The sequence below is a fragment of the Stenotrophomonas sp. IS26 genome, assembly GCF_054188265.1.
On record NZ_JBSZJV010000020.1, the window covers coordinates 1 to 21,458 of the forward strand.

At 67.2% G+C, this 21,458-nt stretch carries 18 protein-coding genes; 6 read left to right on the forward strand and 12 right to left on the reverse strand.

Annotation, left to right across the window (positions count from 1 at the left end; translation table 11 throughout):
* Window positions 1-119 precede the first annotated feature (119 nt).
* From rnr to rlmB, 3 genes are all read left to right on the forward strand, one after another.
* Window positions 120-2,588: a ribonuclease R gene (gene rnr / locus ACW6W5_RS14915; protein WP_152151790.1), complete on the forward strand. Its 2,469-nt coding sequence runs from the start codon at window positions 120-122 to the stop codon at window positions 2,586-2,588.
* A 109-nt stretch (window positions 2,589-2,697) separates the two neighbouring features.
* On the forward strand, window positions 2,698-3,174 hold the full coding sequence (locus ACW6W5_RS14920) for a GFA family protein (RefSeq protein ID WP_121041539.1): 477 nt from the start codon (window positions 2,698-2,700) through the stop codon (window positions 3,172-3,174).
* Window positions 3,175-3,258: 84 nt separating this feature from the next.
* On the forward strand, window positions 3,259-4,005 hold the full coding sequence (gene rlmB / locus ACW6W5_RS14925) for a 23S rRNA (guanosine(2251)-2'-O)-methyltransferase RlmB (protein ID WP_152151792.1): 747 nt from the start codon (window positions 3,259-3,261) through the stop codon (window positions 4,003-4,005).
* Window positions 4,006-4,043: 38 nt separating this feature from the next.
* On the opposite strand, the gene ACW6W5_RS14930 is transcribed toward rlmB, so the two are convergent.
* The 3 genes from ACW6W5_RS14930 to ACW6W5_RS14940 are packed head-to-tail and all read right to left on the reverse strand — an operon-like array spanning window position 4,044 to window position 8,703.
* Window positions 4,044-5,483 carry an efflux transporter outer membrane subunit gene (locus ACW6W5_RS14930; protein WP_152151794.1) on the reverse strand — a complete coding sequence of 480 codons (1,440 nt, stop codon included), beginning with the start codon at window positions 5,481-5,483 and terminating at the stop codon, window positions 4,044-4,046.
* On the reverse strand, window positions 5,480-7,450 hold the full coding sequence (locus ACW6W5_RS14935; RefSeq protein ID WP_121041543.1) for a MacB family efflux pump subunit: 1,971 nt from the start codon (window positions 7,448-7,450) through the stop codon (window positions 5,480-5,482). Before ACW6W5_RS14935 ends, ACW6W5_RS14930 begins: the two co-directional genes overlap by 4 nt.
* On the reverse strand, window positions 7,447-8,703 hold the full coding sequence (locus ACW6W5_RS14940; RefSeq protein ID WP_152151796.1) for an efflux RND transporter periplasmic adaptor subunit: 1,257 nt from the start codon (window positions 8,701-8,703) through the stop codon (window positions 7,447-7,449). Before ACW6W5_RS14940 ends, ACW6W5_RS14935 begins: the two co-directional genes overlap by 4 nt.
* 172 nt (window positions 8,704-8,875) lie before the next feature.
* Here ACW6W5_RS14940 and ACW6W5_RS14945 point away from each other — a divergent pair, with 172 nt between their 5' ends.
* From ACW6W5_RS14945 to ACW6W5_RS14955, 3 genes are all read left to right on the forward strand, one after another.
* Window positions 8,876-9,604: a response regulator gene (locus ACW6W5_RS14945; protein ID WP_121041545.1), complete on the forward strand. Its 729-nt coding sequence runs from the start codon at window positions 8,876-8,878 to the stop codon at window positions 9,602-9,604.
* On the forward strand, window positions 9,601-11,016 hold the full coding sequence (locus tag ACW6W5_RS14950; RefSeq protein WP_121041547.1) for a sensor histidine kinase: 1,416 nt from the start codon (window positions 9,601-9,603) through the stop codon (window positions 11,014-11,016). Before ACW6W5_RS14945 ends, ACW6W5_RS14950 begins: the two co-directional genes overlap by 4 nt.
* Before the next feature lie 208 nt (window positions 11,017-11,224).
* Window positions 11,225-14,197, forward strand: coding sequence for a ligand-binding sensor domain-containing diguanylate cyclase (locus ACW6W5_RS14955; RefSeq protein WP_152151798.1), 2,973 nt, complete (start codon window positions 11,225-11,227; stop codon window positions 14,195-14,197).
* A gap of 6 nt (window positions 14,198-14,203) precedes the next feature.
* On the opposite strand, the gene rnt is transcribed toward ACW6W5_RS14955, so the two are convergent.
* The 9 genes from rnt to pstC all read right to left on the reverse strand — a co-directional run bounded on the left by rnt (window position 14,204) and on the right by pstC (window position 21,442).
* The gene (gene rnt, locus ACW6W5_RS14960) at window positions 14,204-14,791 is read right to left on the reverse strand and encodes a ribonuclease T (protein ID WP_121042195.1); all 588 of its coding nucleotides are present in this window, start codon (window positions 14,789-14,791) and stop codon (window positions 14,204-14,206) included.
* A gap of 108 nt (window positions 14,792-14,899) precedes the next feature.
* Window positions 14,900-15,409 (reverse strand): HvfX family Cu-binding RiPP maturation protein, encoded by a 510-nt coding sequence (locus tag ACW6W5_RS14965; RefSeq protein ID WP_121041551.1) that lies wholly within the window; start codon window positions 15,407-15,409, stop codon window positions 14,900-14,902.
* A gap of 24 nt (window positions 15,410-15,433) precedes the next feature.
* A complete protein-coding gene (locus ACW6W5_RS14970) occupies window positions 15,434-16,189 on the reverse strand; it encodes an HvfC family RiPP maturation protein (protein ID WP_152151800.1) in 756 nt (251 codons plus the stop codon).
* A complete protein-coding gene (locus tag ACW6W5_RS14975) occupies window positions 16,182-17,054 on the reverse strand; it encodes an HvfB family MNIO-type RiPP peptide maturase (RefSeq protein ID WP_121041555.1) in 873 nt (290 codons plus the stop codon). The genes ACW6W5_RS14970 and ACW6W5_RS14975 overlap by 8 nt, the downstream gene beginning before the upstream one ends.
* A complete protein-coding gene (locus ACW6W5_RS14980; RefSeq protein WP_121041557.1) occupies window positions 17,041-17,415 on the reverse strand; it encodes an HvfA family oxazolone/thioamide-modified RiPP metallophore in 375 nt (124 codons plus the stop codon). The genes ACW6W5_RS14975 and ACW6W5_RS14980 overlap by 14 nt, the downstream gene beginning before the upstream one ends.
* Window positions 17,416-17,984: 569 nt before the next feature.
* Entirely contained in the window at window positions 17,985-18,692 is a 708-nt protein-coding gene (gene phoU, locus ACW6W5_RS14985; RefSeq protein WP_152151802.1) for a phosphate signaling complex protein PhoU, read from the reverse strand.
* 65 nt (window positions 18,693-18,757) lie between these two features.
* On the reverse strand, window positions 18,758-19,588 hold the full coding sequence (pstB, locus tag ACW6W5_RS14990; protein WP_070471812.1) for a phosphate ABC transporter ATP-binding protein PstB: 831 nt from the start codon (window positions 19,586-19,588) through the stop codon (window positions 18,758-18,760).
* Between the two features lie 19 nt (window positions 19,589-19,607).
* Window positions 19,608-20,474, reverse strand: coding sequence for a phosphate ABC transporter permease PstA (gene pstA, locus ACW6W5_RS14995; RefSeq protein ID WP_121041559.1), 867 nt, complete (start codon window positions 20,472-20,474; stop codon window positions 19,608-19,610).
* Window positions 20,474-21,442, reverse strand: coding sequence for a phosphate ABC transporter permease subunit PstC (pstC, locus tag ACW6W5_RS15000; protein ID WP_121041561.1), 969 nt, complete (start codon window positions 21,440-21,442; stop codon window positions 20,474-20,476). The genes pstA and pstC overlap by 1 nt, the downstream gene beginning before the upstream one ends.
* Window positions 21,443-21,458: the final 16 nt, after the last annotated feature.

Below are 21,458 nucleotides of genomic sequence, written 5' to 3' on the forward strand. Positions count from 1 at the left end.
GGGCGAATTCTGGGCATGTCCCGGCGGGTTGTCAACGGTTTTGTGAAATTTCTTCACAATCCTGCACAGGAGCGCCGCTGACCGGTTCTGCACACGCGCAGCGGTTACTATTGAGGTCAATGAAACCAAAGAAACCGACCCAGGGCGCGAAAGCCCCCAAGTCCCCGGCGCCCAAGAAGGCAGCCGGTCCGTCGGGCAAGCCCCGCGCTGCCGCCAAGAAAGCCGGCAAGCTGCCCCCCTGGATGCCCGAATCCCTGAACACCGCTGAGCCGTCGCGTGGCAACAAGCGCGGGCCCAAGCCCGCGCATGCCGGGCCGATCCCGACCCGCCGCCGCCCGCATCCGACCCCGCTCGACGGTGAGGTCCAGGTCGACCCCTTCGCCGCCCGCGAGGCCGAGCGCTATGCGCAGCCGATCGCCAGCCGTGAGGCGATCCTGCAGCTGCTCGACCGCTGCGATGGCCCGCAGACCGCCGAAGAGATCGCCATCCACCTCGGCCTGACCGAGCCGGACCGTGCCGATGCCCTGGGCAAGCGCTTGGGCGCGATGTGCCGTGACGGCCAGCTGGTGCAGAACCGCCGTGGCGGTTTCGCACCGCTGCAGGCCGTCAACCTGATCACCGGCGTGGTGATCGCCAACCCGGAAGGGTTCGGCTTCCTGCGCCCGGTCGAAGGTGGCGACGATCTGTTCCTGCCGCCGTTCGAAATGCGCAAGGTGCTGCATGGTGACCGCGTGCTGGTCAACGTGACCGGCATCGATCGTCGCGGCCGTCGCGAGGCGAGCATCTCGCGTGTGCTCGAGCGTGGCATGAGCCGCCTGATCGGTCGCTTCAGCGTCGAGTTCGGCATCAACTACGTGGTGCCCGACGACAAGCGCGTGCAACGCAATGTACAGATCCCACCCGACCAGACCGGCGATGCCCGCGATGGCCAGCTGGTGGTCTGCGAGCTGACCCAGGCGCCGGACACCCGCCGCCCGCCGATCGGCCGCATCATCGCCGTACTCGGCGACAAGCTGACGGCCTCGCTGGTGGTGGAAACCGCCATCCACGGTCATGAGCTGCCGTTCGAGTTCCCGGCCGAAGTGCTGGCTGAAGCCACCGCGGTCCCGATGGTGGTCACCCCGGAACAGATCGGCCGCCGCGAGGACCTGCGCAACACGCCGCTGGTCACCATCGATGGCGAGGACGCCAAGGACTTCGACGACGCGGTCTACTGCGAACCCAATGCCGAAGGCTTCCGCCTGGTCGTGGCGATCGCCGACGTCTCCAATTACGTGCGTCCCGGTACGCCGCTGGACACTGAAGCGCAGAAGCGCGCGACCTCGGTCTATTTCCCCGGGTTCGTGGTGCCGATGCTGCCGGAAACGCTGTCCAACGGCATCTGCTCGCTGATGCCCAAGGTCGACCGCATGTGCTTCGTCTGCGATATGCAGGTGAACCGCGAAGGCGAGGTCATTCATTCGCGTTTCTACGAAGCGGTGATGAACTCGCACGCGCGCCTGACCTACAACCAGGTCTGGGAAGCGGTGGGCGAGAACGACCCGGCTGCGCGCAAGGCGATCGGTCCGCTGATGCCGCAGGTGGATCGCCTGTACCAGCTGTATCACGTGCTGGCCAAGGCGCGTACCCGCCGCGGTGCGATCGAATTTGAAACCTCCGAAGTGCGCTTCGTGCTGGACAACACCGGCGAAGTCACCCAGGCCGGGATGATGGTGCGCAACGATGCGCACAAGCTGATCGAAGAATGCATGATCGCGGCCAATGTGCAGGCTGCGCGCTACCTGCTGGCTAAGCAGGTGCCGGCGCCGTTCCGTGACCATGAGCGTCCGCCGGAATCCAAGTACGCCGATCTGCTCGAGTTCCTGAAGGAATTCAAGCTGAGCCTGCCGCCGTGGTCGAAGGTGCAGCCGGCCGATTTCACCAAGCTGTTGAAGAAAGTGCGCGATCGCCCGGACGCAGCGCTGCTGGAATCGGTGCTGCTGCGCAGCCAGAGCCTGGCGGTGTACTCGCCGGACAACCTGGGCCACTTCGGCCTGGCGCTGGATGCGTACGCCCACTTCACCTCGCCGATCCGTCGCTACCCCGATCTGCTGGTGCACCGTGCGATCAAGCACGCGCTCAGCGGAGCCGCGCCGGAGAAGTTCACCTATTCGCCGCGTGAGATGGCCGCGCTGGCCCTGCAGTGCTCCGAGCGGGCGCGCCGTGCCGATGAAGCCGAGCGTGAAGTGGACGAGCGCTACCGCGCCGCGTGGATGGAAAAGCACGTCGGTGGCCAGTTCGAGGGCGTGATCAGTGGCGTGACCAGCTTCGGCCTGTTCGTGGAACTGGACGAATCCAAGGTCAACGGCCTGGTCCACGTGACCCAGCTGCCGCACGACTATTACCAGTTCGATGCGGTGCGCAAAACGCTCAACGGCGAACGCCGCGGCAAGATCTACCGCCTCGGTGACCGGGTGCGGATCCTGGTGCTCAAGGCCAGCATGGAAGAGCGCAAGATCGACTTCCGCCTGGTGGAAGAGAAGGACGATTCGCTGCCCGAGCTGCCGCCGCGCGGCCAGCCGGCCAAGCGCCAGAAGCAGAAGTACTGATCATCGCTTACCGGCCCACGGCCGGTAAGCGGCAGGTGCCGACCGTTGGTCGGCACGCTGTCTATCCGCCCACCGTTGGTGGGCACACGGATTCCACCGGAGCGATCCCATGCAGGCCCTCCCCGAATACAGCGGTGGTTGCCAGTGCGGCGCGATCCGCTTCCATGTGGTCGGTGCGCTGACCCACAGCTCGATCTGCCATTGCCGGATGTGCCAGAAGGCCTTCGGCGCTTACTACGCCCCCTTGGTCTCGGTCCGTGGCAGCGACTTCCGCTGGACCCGTGGTGAGCCCCGACGTTTCCAATCCTCCAACAAAGTCCAGCGCGGCTTCTGCGCTGACTGCGGCACCCCGTTGACCTACGAAGCCCCCGATGGCGTGGCGGTCGCGGCCGGCGCCTTCGACGAACCGGCCCGCCTGCCGCCGACGATCCAGTACGGGATCGAGGCCAAGCTTCCGTTCGTGGATGCCCTGGGGTCGCTCAGCGCGCTGCGCAGCGAGGAAGACGCCGAGGCCGGCGACTTCCTGCTGCATATCGTCTCCCACCAGCACCCGGACCACGACACCGCGGAGTGGCCGCCGGGCTGAAGGCGGTCTGTGAACGCCCGGCAGGGCAGGGTGGGCCTTGATGCTCTACCATTACCAACCCCTTTACCGGTCCCGCCCCCCGCAATGAGCAAGCAAAGCCAGTGGATCGTCGGCGTCAACGCCGTCGCCTCTTCGATCGAGAATGATGCCGAGAACGTCCGCGAGGTCCTCATCGAGGCCGGTGCGAAGAACCCGCGTCTGACCGAGATCGAAGAAAACGCACGCCGCAAGGGCATCGACGTGCGCAAGGTGAACACCCAGGCGCTGGACGGTGTGGGCGGTTCGGTGCGTCACCAGGGTGTGGCGGCGCGCTACCAGGCCGCACGGACCTGGGGCGAGAACGAGCTGGAAGGGCTGGTCGAAGCGGCCGAGGGCAAGGCCCTGCTGCTGATCCTCGACGAGGTCCAGGACCCGCACAACCTCGGCGCCTGCCTGCGCAGCGCAGCGGCGGCCGGTGCCACGGCGGTGATCATTCCCAAGGACAAGTCGGCGTCGGTCAATGCGACCGTGCGCAAGACGTCGGCTGGCGCGGCCGACCGTATCCCGGTGGTGCAGGTGACCAACCTCTCGCGCTGCCTGAAGGACCTGCAGAAGCTGGGCGTGTGGATCTACGGCCTGGCCGGTGAAGCCACCGAGTCGCTGTACGCGATCGACCTGAAGGGCAACGTCGCGCTGGTGCTGGGCGGCGAAGCCGACGGCGTGCGTCGTCTGACCCGCGAAAACTGCGATGGCCTGGTCAAGATTCCGATGCCGGGCGATATCGAGAGCCTGAACGTCTCCGTCGCCACCGGCGTGAGCCTGTTCGAAGCGGTGCGTCAGCGCGGGCTGTAAGCCGCGCGCTCTACCTGTGATGCGCCTGGCGCGGGGGATCACCCCGCGCTGCCGCCCAGCGCCTTGAACAACGTCACATCGTTGATCAACTGCCGCTGGCGCACGGACGCCAGTGACAGCTCGGCATCGCGCCGGGTCTGTTGCGCTTCCAGCCAGGTGCGCAGGTCGGTAGCGCCGACCCGGTAGCGCACTTCATACATCCGTTCGATCTCCACTGCTTCGTCGTAGGACGCCTGCGAGGCCGCCACCTGCGTGGCGAACTGGGTGCGCGCCGACAGGGCGTTGTCCACTTCCGACAGCGCGGTGTACAGCGTGCGGCGGAACCCGTTGGCCGCGATCTGGTAATCGGTGCCGGCCAGGCGGGTGTTCAACTGGGCGTGGCGCACATTGAGGAACGGCAGCGACAGCCCCGCGCCCAAGGTGGCGACCGGATTCTTCAGCACGTCCGAGAGCGAGGGCGCGCCGGTACCGACACTGCCGGTCAGGCTCAACGCCGGGTAGTACTGGGTAGCCGTGACCTTGATGGTCTTCAGGCTGTTGCGCAGGCGCAGCTCGGCGGCGCGCAGGTCCGGGCGGCGGCCGAGCAGATCGGCCGGCAGGCCTTCGGCCACGACCGGGCTGCCGGCGCGCTGCAGTTGCTGCGGTTCCTCGGCCAGTGCCAGCGGCTGCCCATCCAGCAGCACCGTCAGTGCATTGCGCGCAGCGACACGCTGCTGCTCCAGTGCACTCTGCGCAGCACGCTGTGCCTCCAGGCTCTGTACGGCCTGGCGTGCTTCCAGGCGCGAGACCGCACCGGCATCGAAGCGCGCCTGGACCAGCTCGCGGGTGCGCTCCAGGCGCTGCAGATTGGCCTGGCCGGCGGTGATCGACTGGTTGAGGAAGGCCAGTGTCCAGTATTGCGTGGCCACGTCGCTGATCACCAGCAGGGCGGTGTTCTGCAGGTCTTCCTGGCTGGCCTGGGCCTCCCACTGGGCGATGTCGCGCTGGGTACGCAGGCGGCCCCAGAGATCGATCTCCCACTGCAGGGACACGCCGGCCGAGCTGCCGCGGTTCCAGTCCGCGCGCTGGTCGATGGGGCGGTTGCCGCTGCTGCTGACGCTGCCCGAGGGCTGCGGCCACAGCGCGTTGTCGGCCAGACCGGCCTGAAGGCGCGCGCGCTGCACCGCCAAGCCGGCCGAGACCAGGTCGGTGTTGGCGGCCAGGGCGCGATCGATCACGCGGTCCAGCCCGGTGTCGCCGAACTGGGTCCACCAGGCATCGCTGCGGACATCGGCGGCAGCCGCCTGCGGCTGCTCGCTCACTGCCTCGGTGGGCGTGTTCAAGGTGGCATCGCCACGACCATAGGTGGCCGGTACTGCCGGCGCCTCGACCTGGTAGCGACCGGTGCTGACGCAGGCCGACAGGGCCAGTGCAGTCACGCAGGCCAGGGCCAGCGGACGCAGCGAAGCGGGGTGTGGGAGAGCAGGAGAAATCTTCATTCGCGCGCCAGCGCCTCCACGGGATCAAGTTGGGCGGCATTGCGGGCCGGCAGGAAACCAAACGCCACGCCGATCAGGCTGGAGCAGGCGAAGGCGGCCACGATGGACGCGGTCGAGAACAGCATCTGGAAGTCCGGCGCGAATCTGCCGAACAGCCAGCCGACCACCAGCGACAGGCCGACGCCGAGCAGGCCGCCGAGCAGGCAGACCAGCACCGCCTCGATCAGGAACTGCTGGCGTATATCGCTCTGCCGCGCGCCCACGGCCATGCGCACGCCGATTTCGCGGGTGCGCTCGGTCACCGAGACCAGCATGATGTTCATCACGCCGATGCCGCCGACCAGCAGCGCGATCGCGGCGATGGCGCTGATCAGCAGGGTCATGCTGCGAGTGGTCTGTTCAATGGTCTGGCGGATTTCAGCGCTGTTGCTGAGGAAGAAATCCTCGGTGCCGTGGCGCATGATCAACAGCTTGGAAATGGCTGCTTCGGCAGCATCCATCGGGGTCGCATCATCCACCCGCACCGTGATGCCGGACACGTGACTCTGGCCGAGCATGCGCGACATCACGGTGGTGTAAGGCACCCACACGCTCAGGCTGGTGCTGCCGCCAAATCCAAATCCTGGCCGCTGGGCGACGCCGATCACGCGTACCGGAACATTCCCGAGCAGGATCACCTGGCCGATTGGATCTTCGCCATTGGGGAAAAACTGGGTGCGGGTGTTCTCGTCGATCAGTGCCACCTGTGCCAGCCGCGTGACCGCGTCGCGGTCGAAGAAGCTGCCGGCGAGCAGCTTGACGCCCTTGACCCGGAAGAACTGCTCGCCGACGCCGCTCACCTGGGCCGTGGCCGACTGGTTGCGGTAGCGGGCGGTCACCGAGGAGGAGACGCTGGGTGTCGCGCTGTCGACGTAACTCTGGTTGGCCAGCGCATCGGCATCACTGGCCTTGAGGGTCTGCACGCGAGCCGAACGCATGTCGCCGAATCCGCGACCGGAATACACATCGATCGTGTTGGTGCCGAGCGAGCCGATGGTCTGCAGGATCTGCTGCTGCGAGCCGTTACCCAACGCCACCACCGAGACCACCGAGGCGATGCCGATGATGATGCCGAGCATGGTCAGGAAGGTGCGCAGGCGATGGGCATTCATGGCCAGCAGGGCCATCCGGAACGCTTCGGTGAAGCGGTCGCGGGCGGCACGCCAGCTGTGGCCCTTGCTCGCGGCCACGGTTGGCTGGCGCTGTGCGCGATAGCTCGGCGCCGCCGGATTGGCGCGGTCGGCGATGATCTCGCCATCGCGGATTTCGATGATGCGCTGGGCGTGCTGGGCCACACTCATGTCATGGGTGACGATGATGATGGTGTGGCCTTCGGCATGCAGCTCGCCCAGGATGCCCATCACTTCTTCGCCGGATTTCGTGTCCAGTGCACCGGTCGGCTCATCGGCGAGGATCACCTCGCCACCGTTCATCAGCGCCCGTGCGATCGAGACACGTTGCTGCTGGCCGCCGGAGAGCTGGCCGGGGGTGTGGTTCATGCGGTCGCCCAGACCGAGGCGCTGCAGCAGCTCCTCGGCGCGCGCAGTGCGCACCGGGCCGGGGCTGCCGGCGTAGACGGCGGGTACCGCGACATTGCCGCGCGCATCCAGATCGCCGAGCAGGTGGTAGCGCTGGAAGATGAAGCCGAAGTGTTCGCGGCGCAGTTCGGCCAGGTCGTCCGGTTCCATCCGCCCGGTCTCGCGGCCGGCCACCTGGTAGCTGCCACGCGTGGGGCGGTCCAGGCAGCCCAGGATGTTCATCAGGGTGGACTTGCCCGAGCCGGACTGGCCGACGATGGCGACCATCTCGCCGGCAGCGATGTCCAGATTGACGTCGCGCAACACCGCGATGGTGTCATCGCCTGCCGGAAATTCCCTGCGCAGGTCGCGCAGCCGCAGCAGCGGCGTGCCCGTCGAGGCCGCGCTCATCGGCGCGGTCCGCCCATGCCGGGGCCGCTGATCCGCACGGCGCCACCGCGGCTGCCGCCGCCTGCGCCCTGTGCACCACCGCCTTCGCCGACGATGACCTTGTCACCCTCTTCCAGGCCGGACAGGACTTCGGCGTTGGCACCGTTGTTGATGCCGATCTTGACCTTGCGCGGGGCCGGCATGCCGTCGGCACCGGCCACGCGCACCAGATACTGCCCATCGCGACTCTTCGGGCCGAGCGCCACGGCGGGAATGAGCAGCACATCCTTGGCCTGCTTGAGCATCATCGAGACCTGGGCGGTCATGTCGATGCGCAGGGTGCCGTCCGGGTTTTCCACATCGAACAGCGCGTTGTAGTACACCGCGGTGGTGGTGGAGGAGTCGCTGGTGGTGGAATCCTTCTTGACGATGGTGGCCGGGGCCGGGTTGATCTGGCGCAGCGTGGCGTGATATTTGCGGTCTGGATCGCCCAGCGTGGTGAAGTACACCGGCATGCCCGCCCGGATCTTGACCACGTCTGCTTCGGACACATCGGCATTGACCGTGACCAGATCGAGGCGGGCGAGCATCACGATGGTCGGTGCGGTCTGGTTGGCGTTGACGGTGCGCCCTTCTTCGGTGACCACCGCGACCACGGTGCCGTCCATCGGCGCGATGATGCGGGTGTAGGCGAGATTGGCGCGGGCCGTGCCCAGCTCGGTTTCGCGGCCCTTGATCTGTGCGTCGAAGGACTGGATCTGGGCACGGGCGGTCTTGAGCTTGGCATCGGCCGCATCGAACTCGGCGCGGGAGGTGGCTTCGGCCGCCAGCATCTGCTGCTGGCGTGCGAACTCGAGCTCGGCTTCGCGCAGGCTGGCCTGCTGGACCGCGCGCTGCGCCTTGACCTGGTCCAGCGAGGCCTGGGCGTTGAGCACCTGGTTCTGCTGGGTGGTGGCGTCGATCTCGGCGATCAGATCGCCCTCTTTGACGGTATCGCCGAGCTGGACCTTCAGCGACGTGACCTGGCCGGAAGCCTGCGCGCCGACGCTGACCAGCTTGTAGGCGTCGATCACGCCGGTGGCTTCCACCGTCTGTTCGATGTCGCCGCGGCTGACCGGTGTGGTCGCCAGGGTGGGCGCGGTCGGCTTGCGCAGCATCCATGCCACAATCGCGGCGATCAGGACGAGGACCACGAGCAACAGCAGGAGGCGAGCACGGCGGGTTCTGGGCAATCGGGGCTTCACGATGATCGTCAACTCGGCAGGCCGGTGCATCGGCGTTGTCAGCATTGTGAAGATCGTTCACCGCCGGCTCAATGCTCGCCGTGTACCAAGATGTATCCCTGCGGTGCACAGCGCATTTCATTGTGTATCTGCATCACCCCTTGAAACAGACGTACGTAAACCAGGAGATGCGGTTCAGCTCCCGACAGGGGATGATCACTGCATGGAGACTGCCAACAGCATGCACAGACTGCTGATCGTCGATGACGACAACGATATCCGCCAGCTGCTCGCCGAGCAGCTTGGCCGCGCCGGTTACCTGGTGAGCACGGCCAGCGATGGCCAGGGCATGCGCCAGCTGCTGGAGCGCGAACACGTCGATCTGATCGTGCTCGACCTCAACCTGCCGCGCGAAGACGGCCTGACCCTGTGCCGCGATCTTCGCGCGCGCTCGAGCACGCCGGTGATCATGTTGACCGCGCGCAGCGAGCCGATCGATCGCGTGCTCGGCCTGGAGATGGGCGCCGACGACTATCTGGCCAAGCCGTTCGAACCGCGCGAACTGCTTGCCCGCATCCGCAACGTGCTGCGCCGCACCGAGGCGCTGCCGGCCAACCTGGAGCCGCTGGCGATCCGCCGTGCGCGCTTCTCCAGTTGGATCTTCGATCTCGAACACCGCCATCTGGTTGATCCCGATGGACGCGTGGTGGTGTTGTCCGGCGCCGAATTCCGGCTGCTGCGGGTGTTCGTCGGGCATGCCAACAAGGTGCTGTCGCGCGAACAACTGGTGTCGCTGAGCAGCGGCCGCAACTACGAATCGCAGGATCGCGCCATCGATCTGCAGGTCAGCCGCCTGCGCAACAAGCTGGCCGATGATGGCGGCAGCGACGGCCTGATCAAAACCGTGCGCAACGAAGGCTATGTGCTTGCTGCGGCGGTCACCCTGGAATGAAACGCCTGCGCCACTTCTTTTCCTCGATGGTGGGGCGACTGTTCGTGATCCTGCTGCTGGGCATGAGCGTGGCCGCGATCGGCGCGACCATGCTGGCAAGTACCAAGCGCCAGCAGGAGTTCGAGCGGCAGAACCTCAACCGCATCGCCGACCGCCTGCAGGGGTTCGTGAATCTGCTGGACGGTAATCCGGAGTTGCGCCAGCGGCTGCTCACCAGTGGCGGGCCGAGTGTGCGGCAGCTGCCGGAGGGGGCACGCATCGGCCGGCCCGATGCCGCGCTGATGGAGATCCTCGATGACCGGCCCGGCCCGGTGGCGAGCAGCCAAGTGGCCTTCACCTCGTTCCGCTCCTGCCTGCCGCGGTTGCCGGAGCTGCTGCCGCCGCCGCGCGACAAGGAAAAGATGCGGCACCCGCCGCGTGAGCGCGACCCGGCCTTCATCCCACCCAAGTGCCGCGTGGTCACGCTGCAGCTGACCGACGGCACACCGCTGCGGCTGGCACTGGATTCCCCCGCCGTGGCGCACAACGGCGTGCTCGCCGTGGACCCGTTGTTCCTGACCTTGCTGGTCGTGGCGATCGCCATCCTGGCCTACATCGTGGCGCGGATGGCCAGCGCCCCGCTGCAGCGGTTGGCCGATGCCGCCGCCGCACTGGGTGATGATCTGCAGGGCGCCCCGATGCCGGTGACCGGCCCGGTGGAAGTCCGCCGGGCTGCGGAGGCGTTCAACGCCATGCAGAAGCGGCTGCAGCGCCACCTCGGTGAGCGCACCCAGATGCTGGCAGCGATCACCCATGATCTGCAGACACCGGTGACGCGCTTGCGGCTGCGGCTGGAGAACGTCACCGATGAGACATTGCGTGAACGCCTGATCGCCGATCTCGGCGCGATGCAGGCGCTGATCCGTGAAGGGCTGGAGCTGGCCCGCAGCGCCGAGAGCGCTGAACAACGTGCCGCGCTGGACCTCGATTCGCTGCTGGAGAGCATCGTCGAAGATGCCGCCGAAGCCGGCGCCGATGTCCATTTCGAGCAACCCAGCGGGGCAGTGCTCATGCTGCGCCCCTTGGCGATGCACCGCCTGTTCTCCAACCTGGTCGACAACGCGGTGATGTACGGCCAGACCGCACGCGTGCGGGTGGAGCAGGCCGGGCAGGACGTGGAGGTGCGCATCCGCGACAGCGGCCCCGGCCTGGCCGAGGACGAGCTGGAGGCGGTGTTTGACCCGTTCGTGCGGCTGGAGACCTCGCGCTCGCGCCAGACCGGCGGTGCCGGCCTGGGGCTGACCATCGCCCGGGCGTTGGCCGAAAAGGACGGCGCGACGCTGCACCTGCGCAACCATCCGCAGGGCGGGCTGGAAGCGATCGTGCGCTGGGCCGCGCCGGCGCGGGCGGCGGCGGGGCCACGCGGGGGCTGACGCCGGTCCCCCAAAGCGAAAGGATTTGCCTACTATGGGCATCTCTTTCCAGCGTCTCCCCCATGAGAGCGTACGACTCTGCCGGCCATCGCGCCGGTGCACGGCCGTTCCCCCCATGCACACGGCGCCTGCCCAAGGTTGATCCATACGGATGAGCGATCGGGGGGGCAGGATCCGGTGGCGGCCGGCACAACTGAAGTTCCCGGGCATGCCAACGCTGCAGGCGGCAGCGCTGTGGCTGTTGCTGCTGTGCGCGCTGCCGTGGTCGCTGTCGGCGCAGGATGGCCCGCCGCCGCTGCGCGACTACGCCATCGATGTCTGGACCTCGCGCAACGGGTTGCCGCACAACTCCCTGCGCGACATCGCGCAGACGCCCGAAGGGCACCTGTGGTTCGCCACCTGGGAAGGCCTGGTCCGCTACAACGGCCTGGATTTCACCGTGTTCGACCGCAGCACCACGCCGGGCCTGCGCGATAACGGGGTCGGCGCTTTGTTGGTGGACCGCAGCGGCGGACTGTGGATCAGTGACTCGCGCGGCAACGTGACCCGGCGCGGCCCGGACGGCCGCTGGCAGGTCTGGGAGCACCGCGCCGATACGCCGCAGGTGCTGATCCAGGCGATGCAGATGGACAGCCATGGGCGCCTGTGGCTGCTGTACGAAGGCAAGGGGATCGGCAGTCTGGCGCCGGACGGGACGTTCGACTATCAGAAGCCACCGGCCGACGTACCGATGGCCATGAGCTTCACCAAGCTGGTCGTGGATGCGCAGGACCGGGTCTGGGTCGGCACACTCGACGGGCTGGTCGTACGCGATACCGATGGCGTGCTGCGCCGTGCGCCGGACAGCTGGGGGCTGGGGCGTGGCCTGGTCTGGCCGTATCGCGCGCCCGACGGGGTGATGTGGGTAGTGGCTGGCGAGCGCATCTACCGGATGCAGGACGGCGCACCGCTGCTGCAGCACCGGCTGCCGGGCGTGACCCACATCACCGCGATGCTGCAGGACCGCCATGGCGACCTGTGGCTGGGCACCGAGAATCAAGGTCTGCTGCGGTTGTCGCGGCACGGGCTGGAGCGATTGCCGCCGGGCCTGTCGTTGCCCGGCGGACGCGTGGTCAGCCTGCGCGAAGATGCCGAGGGCAGCATCTGGGTCGGCGCCAACGGCGGGCTGTATCGCCTGCGCGAAACCCTGTTCAGCAGCTTCACCGAGCGCGACGGGCTCAGTGGCGACTACGTGCGCACGGTGTTCGAGGATCGCCAGAGGCAGCTGTGGATCGGCAGCGCCAGCGGGCTGGACCGGCGCGATGCCCAGGGTCGCTTCAGCGCGATGCCACTGCGCAACAACGTCGGCAAGAGTCCCTCGGTATTGAGCCTGGCCCAGGATCGCGAGGGCACGCTGTGGGTGGGCACGTTTGGCGACGGCATCTTCCGGATCAACGAACAGGGGCAGCGCCTGCGCGACTACGGCACGGATGAAGGGCTGCCGGGCGGCAACATCCGTGCGATCAGCATCGATCGCGACGGGGTGGTCTGGGCCGGTACCCAGAAGGGGGTGGTCCGCATCGAGGCCGGCAAGGCCGAGCAGCCGGTGATCCCGGGCATGCCGACCGGGCTGATCACCGCGTTGGCGCATGACGACGACGGCGCGTTGTGGATCGGCACCATCGAGGGGATCCGCGTGCTGCGCGGTGACCGGGTCCAGACGATCGATCTACAGCCGTTGGGCGGTGGCCGCAGCGTGTTCGGGTTCCAGCAGATCGGCGATGCGATGTGGGTCAGCACCGACCGCGGCCTGTACCGCTACCAGGAAGGCAGGCTGGCACGGGTCGGTCTGGAGCAGGGCATGCCGGTGGATACGGTGTTCCAATTGGTGCCCGACCGCGTCGGCAACGTGTGGATCAGCAGCAACCGCGGCGTGCTTCGCACCGACATGGCGATGCTCAACGCGGTCGCCGATGGCCGCGCCGAACGGGTCGAGGTGGAGCACTACAACGAGATTGACGGCATGGCCAATTCGCAGGCCAACGGCAGCTCCGGGCCCTCGGCGATCCTGCGCCAGGACGGCACTTTCTGGGTGGTGACCGCCGGCGGCTTGAGCACGGTCGATCCATTGCGCCTGCAGCGCTTCCGTGAGCGCATGGCGCCACCGGCGGTGATCGAGAACGTGCAGGTCGATGGCGCGCCCCTGCATTGGCAGGGCAGCAATCACAATGCGATTCCGGGCGGGCGCCGGCTGAGCGTGAGCTACGTCGGCCTCAGCTATCTGCTTTCCGAGCGGATCCGCTACCGGACCCGTCTGGACGGCCTGGACAAGGGGTGGATCGAGCGCGGCCAGCAGCGCAGTGTGGAATTCATCGGCCTGCCGCCGGGCGACTACACGCTGCACGTCTCCGCCGCGCATCCAGGCGGTGTCTGGAGCGACAGCGAAGCGGTCTGGGAATTCACGGTGGAGCCGTTCCTGTGGCAGCGCCACAGCGTGCAGTTGATCGCCGCGCTGTTGTTGCTGGCTGGGCTGGTGGCGCTGTACCGGTATCTGATCAACCGCTACAAGGCCAGCAACGTGCGGCTGGCGCGGATGGTGCAGGAAGCCACGCTGGATCTGCAGACCCAGACGGTCAACCTGCAGGCACTCAATCAGGAGAAGACCGAACTGGCCGACCGCTTGGCGGTGCAGGCCGAGGCGTTCGAGCGGCAGGCCCGCGAAGATGCGCTGACGGGGCTGCCGAACCGGCGTGCATTCGATGAAGCGCTGGCGCGCGATTTCGCCCGTTCGCAGCGCAGCCGTCACCCGCTGTGTCTGGTGGTGCTGGATATCGATCACTTCAAGGAAGTGAACGACCGGCACAGCCATTCGGTGGGCGATGTGGTGCTGGTGGAAGTGGCGCGTCTGTTGGCCTCGGCGTGCCGCGATTCGGACATGCCCGCACGTACGGGCGGCGAAGAATTCGCGCTGCTGCTCAACGATACCCGGCTGGATGAAGCGGCCCAGGTCTGCGCGCGTCTGCGCGGGCTGTTCCATGATCATCCGGACTGGGCCGGTATTCCGGGCCTGAAGGTCACCTTCAGTGCCGGTCTGGTGGAACTGGACGCTGCCGACCGCACCCCGATGCTGCTTTACCAGCGCGCCGATCGCGCGCTGTACCGCGCCAAGAGCGAAGGGCGCGACAGGACCGCTATCGGGTGATGCAGCTCAGGGGCGCGGCCAGCTGTTGGCGACCTTGCAGAACAGTTTGGCGGTCTGCTCGGTGTCGTACACCGCGCTGTGCGCTTCATCGGCATCCCAGCCCAGCCCGGCAGCGGTGGCCGCGCGTGCCAGCACGGTCTGCCCGTAGGCGATGCCGCCGAGAGTCACGGTGTCGAACACGCTGAAGGGATGGAACGGGTTGCGCTTGTGGCCGGTGCGGTTGACGGCCGCATTGACGAAGCCCAGATCGAAATGGGCGTTGTGCCCGACCAGGATCGCGCGCTGGCAACCGTACTTCTTCATCGCCGCCCGGATCGGGGTGAAGATGTGGTCCAGCGCATCGCGCTCGACCTTGGCCAGCCGGAACGGGTGATCCAGGATGATCCCGGTGATTTCCAGCGACTTCGGGTCGATCTCCAGGCCTTCGGCCGGGACCACGTGGGCACTGGCGGTCTGGCCGGGATAGAGCAGGCCGTTTTCGTCCATCTCGATCGGAACGGCGGCGATCTCCAGCAGCGCGTGGCGATCAGAGTCGAATCCCCCGGTCTCCACATCCACCGCCACCGGCAGGAAGCCGCGGAAGCGGGTCGCCATCAAGCGCTGGGCAGCGGGCAGTGCGTCGGCAGCAGCCGGCGCGTCGGAGCGGGGGAGGTCGTCAGTCATCGCGCCAGTTTAGCAGAGCGGCCTGTACCCCCCCTGCGCTCAGGCCAGGGCCGGGAGGCGCCCGCGGCCGCGGTGCAGCAGGTGATCCAGGCTCAACGGGCCGGCGCCCTGCAGGGCCAGAGGCAGCAGCATGGCCATGAACAGCAGCGGCAGTTTGAAGTTGCCAAAGCCCTGATCGGTGATGACATAGCCCATCGCCAGCTCGGCCAGCCCATTCCAGTGCATCGGCCAGTGCACGGCGGCGGTGGCGACCACGGTCAGCACCAGCAGGCAGCTGGCGGCCACGCGGGTCCCCAGCCCAAGCAGCAGGCAGGCTGCGCCGACCAGCTCGAACCAGGTGGCCAGCTGCCAGTTCAGGGTGGCCGGCAGCTGATCGAAGGGAAACGGGAAGGCCTGCTGCAGGTCCTCGAACCAGTTCTGGCCTCGCAGTTTTTCACGGCCGGACTCGAAGTACTCCCAGCCCATCAGCAGGCGCAGGCCGAGCGGGGCCAACCACGGGCCGAGGTGATCCAGCCGGGCGCGCAGGGCGACCAGGGGCGGTGACTTCATCGATGCGATTCCTTTGTGGAACGGTCAGGTGACGGGCGCGGCGGGCCCGATCACGCCGTTGTCGTGGAATTGGCGCAGCAGGGCGGCGCCGGGCAGGCGCAAGGCATCGGCCGCCATGCCGTGCGCCTGCGCGAGCTGCTGCAGGTAAGTGGCACCGGTGCTGCCGGGGTGCTGGCCGATCTGCTCCAGCAACTGCGCGGCCATCGGGCTGATCATGGCGAAGCGGACCTGGCCATCAGGGTCGCGCCGGACCAGCAGCCCGGTCGGCTCGGGGGCGGGCTGCGAGGGCGCATCATCGGTGCCCAGCCGATGAACCGGCCAGTGATAGATCAATGGCCAGGCCAGCGGCGAGCGCTGCAGCGCCGCGTGCATCGGGTCGATGCCCGGCGAGGGCGGCAGGGGCTGCGCGTCCAGCTGGTAGAGGGCCGTTTCCACCCACTCGTAATGGGCCAGTTCTGCCAACGCCGGGTGCGGCAGCGCGGCTTGATGGTGCAGCCACTGCACGAACTCGGCGGCCAGCTCGGTGAACAAGGGGGTCTGCGCCGGGTGTCCGGCAAGGAAGCGCCGGACCAGGGTGGCCCACGCCGCCTCACCCAGCAGCTGCACGCAGACCGGGAAGCCGTTGCCGAGCAGCCCCAGCAGAGTGTTGAAGACCAACCGCTGGTAGATGCCCAGCCGGCGCGCGTCCATGCCGTCGGGTGCGGCGTTATGGTCCGGGTCGCGCAGGTGCGCGGTGAACGCCCTCTGCTGTGCGTGCAGGCGCGCCGGGGCGTCAGTCATGTCCGTTCCCTGCATGGGCGGCCATCAGCTGGCGGATGTGCTGCAGTTCGCCACGCAGTTCGGCATACGGCGGAAAATTGAAATCACGTTCCAGCAGCGTCGGGCGCGCACCGATGCGCGCATAGGTGCGGGCGAGCAGGTCCCAGACCGGATCGATCACCGCGCTGCCGTGGGTGTCGATCTTCAGATCGGGCGCCTCGTCCAGATGGCCGGCCACATGCAGGCAGACGATGCGCGCGGCCGGCAGCCCGGCGATGAACGCATCGGCGTCGTAGCCGTGGTTGCAGGCGTTGACGTAGACGTTGTTGACGTCCAGCAGCAGATCGCAATCAGCCTCGGCCAGCACGGCGTTGGTGAAGGCCAGTTCGTCCATGGCCGGTTCCGGGGCGAGGTAATAGGACACGTTCTCCACCGCGATCCGCCGGCCCAACAGGTCCTGCACGCGGGCGATGCGTGATGCGGTGTGGCGTACGGCCTCGTCGGTGAACGGAATCGGCAGAAGGTCGTACAGATGCCCCTCATCGCTGCAATAGCTCAGGTGTTCGCTGTAAAGCGGCACGTGGTGCCTCGCCAGGAAGCGTCCTACCTGTTCCAGCAGCACGGTATCCAGCGGCGCGGTGCTGCCCAGTGAGAGCGACAGCCCATGGCAGGTGAGCGGATGGCGCGCGGCCAGTTCGGCGAGTGCGTCACCGGCCGGCCCACCGATACCGATCCAGTTTTCCGGCGCGCATTCGAGGAAGTCGATATCGCCGGCGGGCGCGTCACGCAGGTCCTGCAGCAGGGCGCGGCGCAGACCCAGTCCGGTCGCCGCCGCAGGCAGCGGCGACCGGCCCAGGCCAGTGGCGAGGGCGTCAGTGCTTGGCACCGCACTTGCCTTCGCCGCACTTGCCTTCCGCCGTCTTCTTGTCGCCAGCGGTCGTTGCCTTGGTGCCAGCAGCCTTGCCCTTGTCGGCGCCGCACTTGCCTTCCCCACACTTGCCTTCGGCTGCCTTGGCACCGGCAGTCGCGGCCTTGTCGCCTGCCTTGGTGCCGGCCTTCTCGCCATGCGCACCGCACTTGCCTTCGCCACACTTGCCCTCGGCGGCCTTGGTCGCCGCCTGTCCAGCCACCAGGTAGCCCTGGGCCAGCTCGGTCATGCTCAACGCGGATGCCGAGGCGGTGACGCCCAGGCCTGCAGCCAGCGCAGTGGCCGCCAGCAGGGACAGCGAACGGGTGGGTGTGCTCATCGGGTAACGCTCCTTGGAATGGGCCGGGGCCCGGGATGGCTGCGTGGGGGCAGCAGGTGCGGCCATGGTGGCCCGGCCCGGCTCATCGAATCCTCACACAGGATTCAACGTTTCGTGAAGTGCAGTGCAGTGCGTTGCGTTATTCAACAGCGGTGGACGGGTCGGGCGCTGGGCCGCGATGCCCTTGTCGGCGAATGTCCCCCGGCGTCGGCCTGCGGCCGGCGCCTCCTCCTTGAGTTCGCCCACAAGGGCATCACGACCCAGCGACTCGAGACCCTGCGCGCCCACAGAAAGGCACGACTTCGCGGAGTCGTCCAACACGCGAGCCCCGTAGAGGCCGGCAGGCCCCTGGGCAAAATCAAGGAGGAGGCCGTCGCCGCGAGGCGCCGGCCGGGGGACATTTGCCGAGGGGCCGGCCGGTTGATGCGGGGCGTGACGCCCGCGGCAGGCCCAAGCGGAAACACTGGTGGATCCAAAGTACCGCTGAGGTGCTGTCGTGCTTTGGGTGAGGAACAAAAAAACCGCCACCCGGAGGCAGCGGCTCTTGGCTTCCTTTTTGGAGCACGCGCTCAGACGTGATCGGTACTGCTGGTCTCGTCGCGCTTCTCGCGCGGCGGCAGCGCCTGCTCGCCATGCACCAGGAACCACACGTTCTCGGCGATGTTGGTCGCATGGTCGCCCACGCGCTCCAGGTTCTTGGCCATGAACAGCAGGTGGGTGCACGGGGTAATGTTGCGCGGGTCTTCCATCATGTACGTCAGCAGCTCGCGGAACAGCGCGGTGTACTGCGCGTCCAGGCGGGCGTCATCGTCGCGCAGCTCCAGCGCCGCGGCGGCGTCGTTGTCGCGGTAGGCCTCGATCGCGCGGCGCACCTGCTGTGCGGCCAGCCGGCCCAAGGCGCGCAGGCCCTGGATCTGCGGCAGCGGTGGCACCTTGCTCAGCGCGATCGAGCGCTTGGCCACGTTGGCCGCGTAATCGCCAATGCGTTCGATATCGGCCGGGATGCGCAGGCCGGCCAGGATCTCGCGCAGGTCGCGTGCCATCGGCCCGCGCAGCGCCAGGCGCATCACGTCGTGGCTGATGTGCTGCTCAAGCTGATCGATGGCTTCATCGTTGGCGATGATGCGCTGGGCGGCGTTCTCGTCGCGCTTCTCGATCACGTCCATGGACGCCTCCAGCTGCGCGACCGCCATCTCGCCCATGCGCACGATCTCGGCCACCAGGCGCTGCTGTTCTTCGTCGTAGCTCTTGACGATGTGGTCGTTGGGAAGATTCATGGTCTGCAATCCGGGTAGTGCCAGGCCATGCCTGGCGGGGACATTGGGTGAGGGGACAGCACCGATCAACCGAAACGGCCGGTGATGTAGTCTTCGGTCTGCTGCTTGTTGGGCTGCGAGAAGATCACTTCGGTGCGGTCGTGCTCGATCAGGTCACCCAGGTACATGAAGGCGGTGTAATCGGACACGCGCGCGGCCTGCTGCATGTTGTGGGTCACGATCACGATCGTGTAATCGTGCTTGAGCTCTTCCACCAACTGCTCGATGCGGCTGGTGGAGATCGGGTCCAGCGCGGAGGTCGGCTCGTCGAGCAGCAGCACGTCCGGGCGCAGGGCCACGGCGCGGGCGATGCACAGACGCTGCTGCTGGCCACCGGACAGGCCCAGCGCGCTCTGGTTGAGCTTGTCCTTCACTTCGTCCCACAGCGCGCCCTGGCGCAGGGCCTGCTCGACGCGATCGGTCATCTCCGATTTGGAGAGCTTCTCGTGGTGGCGGATGCCATAGGCCACGTTCTCGAAGATGGTCATCGGGAACGGCACCGGCTTCTGGAATACCATGCCGACCTTGCTGCGCAGGCGGTTCATCGGGTACTTCGGCGAGAGGATGTTCTCCCCGTCCAGCATCACTTCACCACGCGCTTCCAGCTTGGGGTACAGCGCGTAGATGCGGTTGAAGATGCGCAGCAGGGTGGACTTGCCGCAGCCGGAGGGACCGATCAGCGCGGTGACGCGCTTTTCCGGAATCTCCAGGTCGATGCCCTTCAGCGCATGGAACTTGTCGTAGTAGAAATCCAGCCCGCGTGCGGCCAGCTTGATCGGCGCCGGGGTCTGCAGGCTTTCATGCGAGGCCGGGACCACGATGCGCTGCATCGGCACGGCGTTGGAGAGATCGTTCATGGCGATGTCCGTGGAAAGGTCAGTCATGGGAGATACGGTTGCGCAGCAGGATGCCGCGCGCGGAAAGGCTGACCAGCAGCACGAAGACGGTCAGCACCAGCGCGCCGGCCCAGGCCAGCACCTGCCAGGATTCGTACGGGCTGCCGGCGAACTGGTTCATCACCACCGGCACCGAGGCCATCGGCTGGAACACGTTGCTGTTCCAGTACTGGTTGCCGAAGGCGGTGAACAGCAGCGGGGCGGTTTCACCGGAGATGCGGGCCAGCGCCAGCAGGATGCCGGTCACGATGCCGGCGGCGGCGCTGCGGTACAGCACCTGCACCGTCACCTTCCACTGCGGGATGCCCAGCGACAGCGCCGCTTCGCGCATCTGCGAAGGCACCAGGCGCAGCATTTCATCGGTGGTCCGTACCACCACCGGCAGCACGATGAAGGCCAGCGAGAGCGCACCGGCGAAGGCCGAGAACTGGCCACCGGTCTGCATCACGTACAGGGTGTAGACGAACAGGCCGAGCACGATCGACGGCGCCGAGAGCAGGATGTCGTTGACGAAGCGGACCACCGTGCCGGTCTTGCGGAAGTTGCCGTACTCGGCCAGCCAGGTGCCGGCCAGCACGCCGAGCGGCGTCCCGATGGCGATGGCCAGGCCGCACATCACCGCGCTGCCGAAGAAGGCATTGGCCAGACCACCGTCCTGCATCGGCGGCGGGGTCATCTTGGTGAACAGATCCAGATTGATGCCGGCCAGGCCCTTGGAGGCCAGCGTCCACAGGATCCAGCCGAGAAAGAACAGGCCGAACAGTGCGGTCAGGCAGGACATCAGCAGCGCGACCACGTTGACGATGCGGCGGCGCAGGTACAGCGGTTGGGCATTGGCGGTGGACATCAGTTGCCCTCCTTGCGGGCCAGGCGCATCAGCATCAGGCGGGCGATCGCCAGCACCACGAAGGTCACCAGGAACAACACGAAGCCGAGCAGCAGCAGTGCCGAGCGATAGGTTTCGGTGGCTTCGCCGAAATCGTTGGCGATCAGGGCGGCAATGGTGGTGCCCGGTTCAAGCAGCGACGGCGACAGGCGCACGCTGTTGCCGATCACGAAGGCCACCGCCATGGTTTCACCCAGGGCGCGGCCGAGGCCGAGGAAGATGCCGCCGATCACCGCCGAGCGGGTGTAGGGCAGCACGATGTCCCAGCTCACTTCCCACTTGGTGGAGCCCAGCGCATAGGCCGATTCCTTCAGGCGGGTCGGCACGGTCAGGAACACCTCGCGCATTACCGAGGAGATGAAGGGGATCACCATGATCGCCAGCACGAAGCCGGCGGTGAGCACGCCGATGCCCAGCGGCGGACCCTGGAACAGCGGGCCGATGATCGGCAGCGTGCCCAGGTGATCATTGAGGAACGGAGTGACGTACTCGGTCATCACCGGGACCAGCACGAACAGGCCCCACATGCCGTAGATGATCGAGGGGATACCGGCCAGCAGTTCGATGGCGGTACCGACCGGGCCACGCAGCCAGCGCGGGGCGACCTCGGTCAGGAAGAAGGCGATACCGAAGCTCACCGGCACGGCGATGACCATCGCGATCAGGGCCGTGACCAGGGTGCCGTAGATCGGTGCGAGTGCACCGAACTTGTTCTCCACCGGATTCCATTCGGAGGAGTAGAAGAAGCTCAGGCCCTGCTCCTGCAGGGCATGGCGGCCGCCCCACAGCATCGAGAGCGCGGCGCAGGCCAGGGCGACCAGCACCAGGATGACGGTGGCGATCAGGACCCAGCGGAACAGTTTGTCGTTGCGGGCATCACGCAGGTCGCGGAGGGACGGTGCGGGAACAGGCTGGGCGATGGCATTCATGGCTGAGGCGGGGGCC

What these genes read in the sequence shown, in the direction of transcription:
- ACW6W5_RS14980 (WP_121041557.1), bottom strand. Translation starts at nt 17,415, where the DNA reads ATGAGCACACCCACCCGTTCGCTGTCCCTGCTGGCGGCCACTGCGCTG.
- ACW6W5_RS14965 (WP_121041551.1), bottom strand. Translation starts at nt 15,409, where the DNA reads ATGAAGTCACCGCCCCTGGTCGCCCTGCGCGCCCGGCTGGATCACCTC.
- ACW6W5_RS14935 (WP_121041543.1), bottom strand. Translation starts at nt 7,450, where the DNA reads ATGAGCGCGGCCTCGACGGGCACGCCGCTGCTGCGGCTGCGCGACCTG.
- ACW6W5_RS14945 (WP_121041545.1), top strand. Translation starts at nt 8,876, where the DNA reads ATGGAGACTGCCAACAGCATGCACAGACTGCTGATCGTCGATGACGAC.
- ACW6W5_RS14940 (WP_152151796.1), bottom strand. Translation starts at nt 8,703, where the DNA reads ATGCACCGGCCTGCCGAGTTGACGATCATCGTGAAGCCCCGATTGCCC.
- pstA (WP_121041559.1), bottom strand. Translation starts at nt 20,474, where the DNA reads ATGTCCACCGCCAATGCCCAACCGCTGTACCTGCGCCGCCGCATCGTC.
- rnr (WP_152151790.1), top strand. Translation starts at nt 120, where the DNA reads ATGAAACCAAAGAAACCGACCCAGGGCGCGAAAGCCCCCAAGTCCCCG.
- rlmB (WP_152151792.1), top strand. Translation starts at nt 3,259, where the DNA reads ATGAGCAAGCAAAGCCAGTGGATCGTCGGCGTCAACGCCGTCGCCTCT.
- ACW6W5_RS14930 (WP_152151794.1), bottom strand. Translation starts at nt 5,483, where the DNA reads ATGAAGATTTCTCCTGCTCTCCCACACCCCGCTTCGCTGCGTCCGCTG.
- ACW6W5_RS14950 (WP_121041547.1), top strand. Translation starts at nt 9,601, where the DNA reads ATGAAACGCCTGCGCCACTTCTTTTCCTCGATGGTGGGGCGACTGTTC.
- pstC (WP_121041561.1), bottom strand. Translation starts at nt 21,442, where the DNA reads ATGAATGCCATCGCCCAGCCTGTTCCCGCACCGTCCCTCCGCGACCTG.
- phoU (WP_152151802.1), bottom strand. Translation starts at nt 18,692, where the DNA reads ATGAATCTTCCCAACGACCACATCGTCAAGAGCTACGACGAAGAACAG.
- ACW6W5_RS14920 (WP_121041539.1), top strand. Translation starts at nt 2,698, where the DNA reads ATGCAGGCCCTCCCCGAATACAGCGGTGGTTGCCAGTGCGGCGCGATC.
- pstB (WP_070471812.1), bottom strand. Translation starts at nt 19,588, where the DNA reads ATGAACGATCTCTCCAACGCCGTGCCGATGCAGCGCATCGTGGTCCCG.
- ACW6W5_RS14955 (WP_152151798.1), top strand. Translation starts at nt 11,225, where the DNA reads ATGCCAACGCTGCAGGCGGCAGCGCTGTGGCTGTTGCTGCTGTGCGCG.
- rnt (WP_121042195.1), bottom strand. Translation starts at nt 14,791, where the DNA reads ATGGCGACCCGCTTCCGCGGCTTCCTGCCGGTGGCGGTGGATGTGGAG.
- ACW6W5_RS14970 (WP_152151800.1), bottom strand. Translation starts at nt 16,189, where the DNA reads ATGACTGACGCCCCGGCGCGCCTGCACGCACAGCAGAGGGCGTTCACC.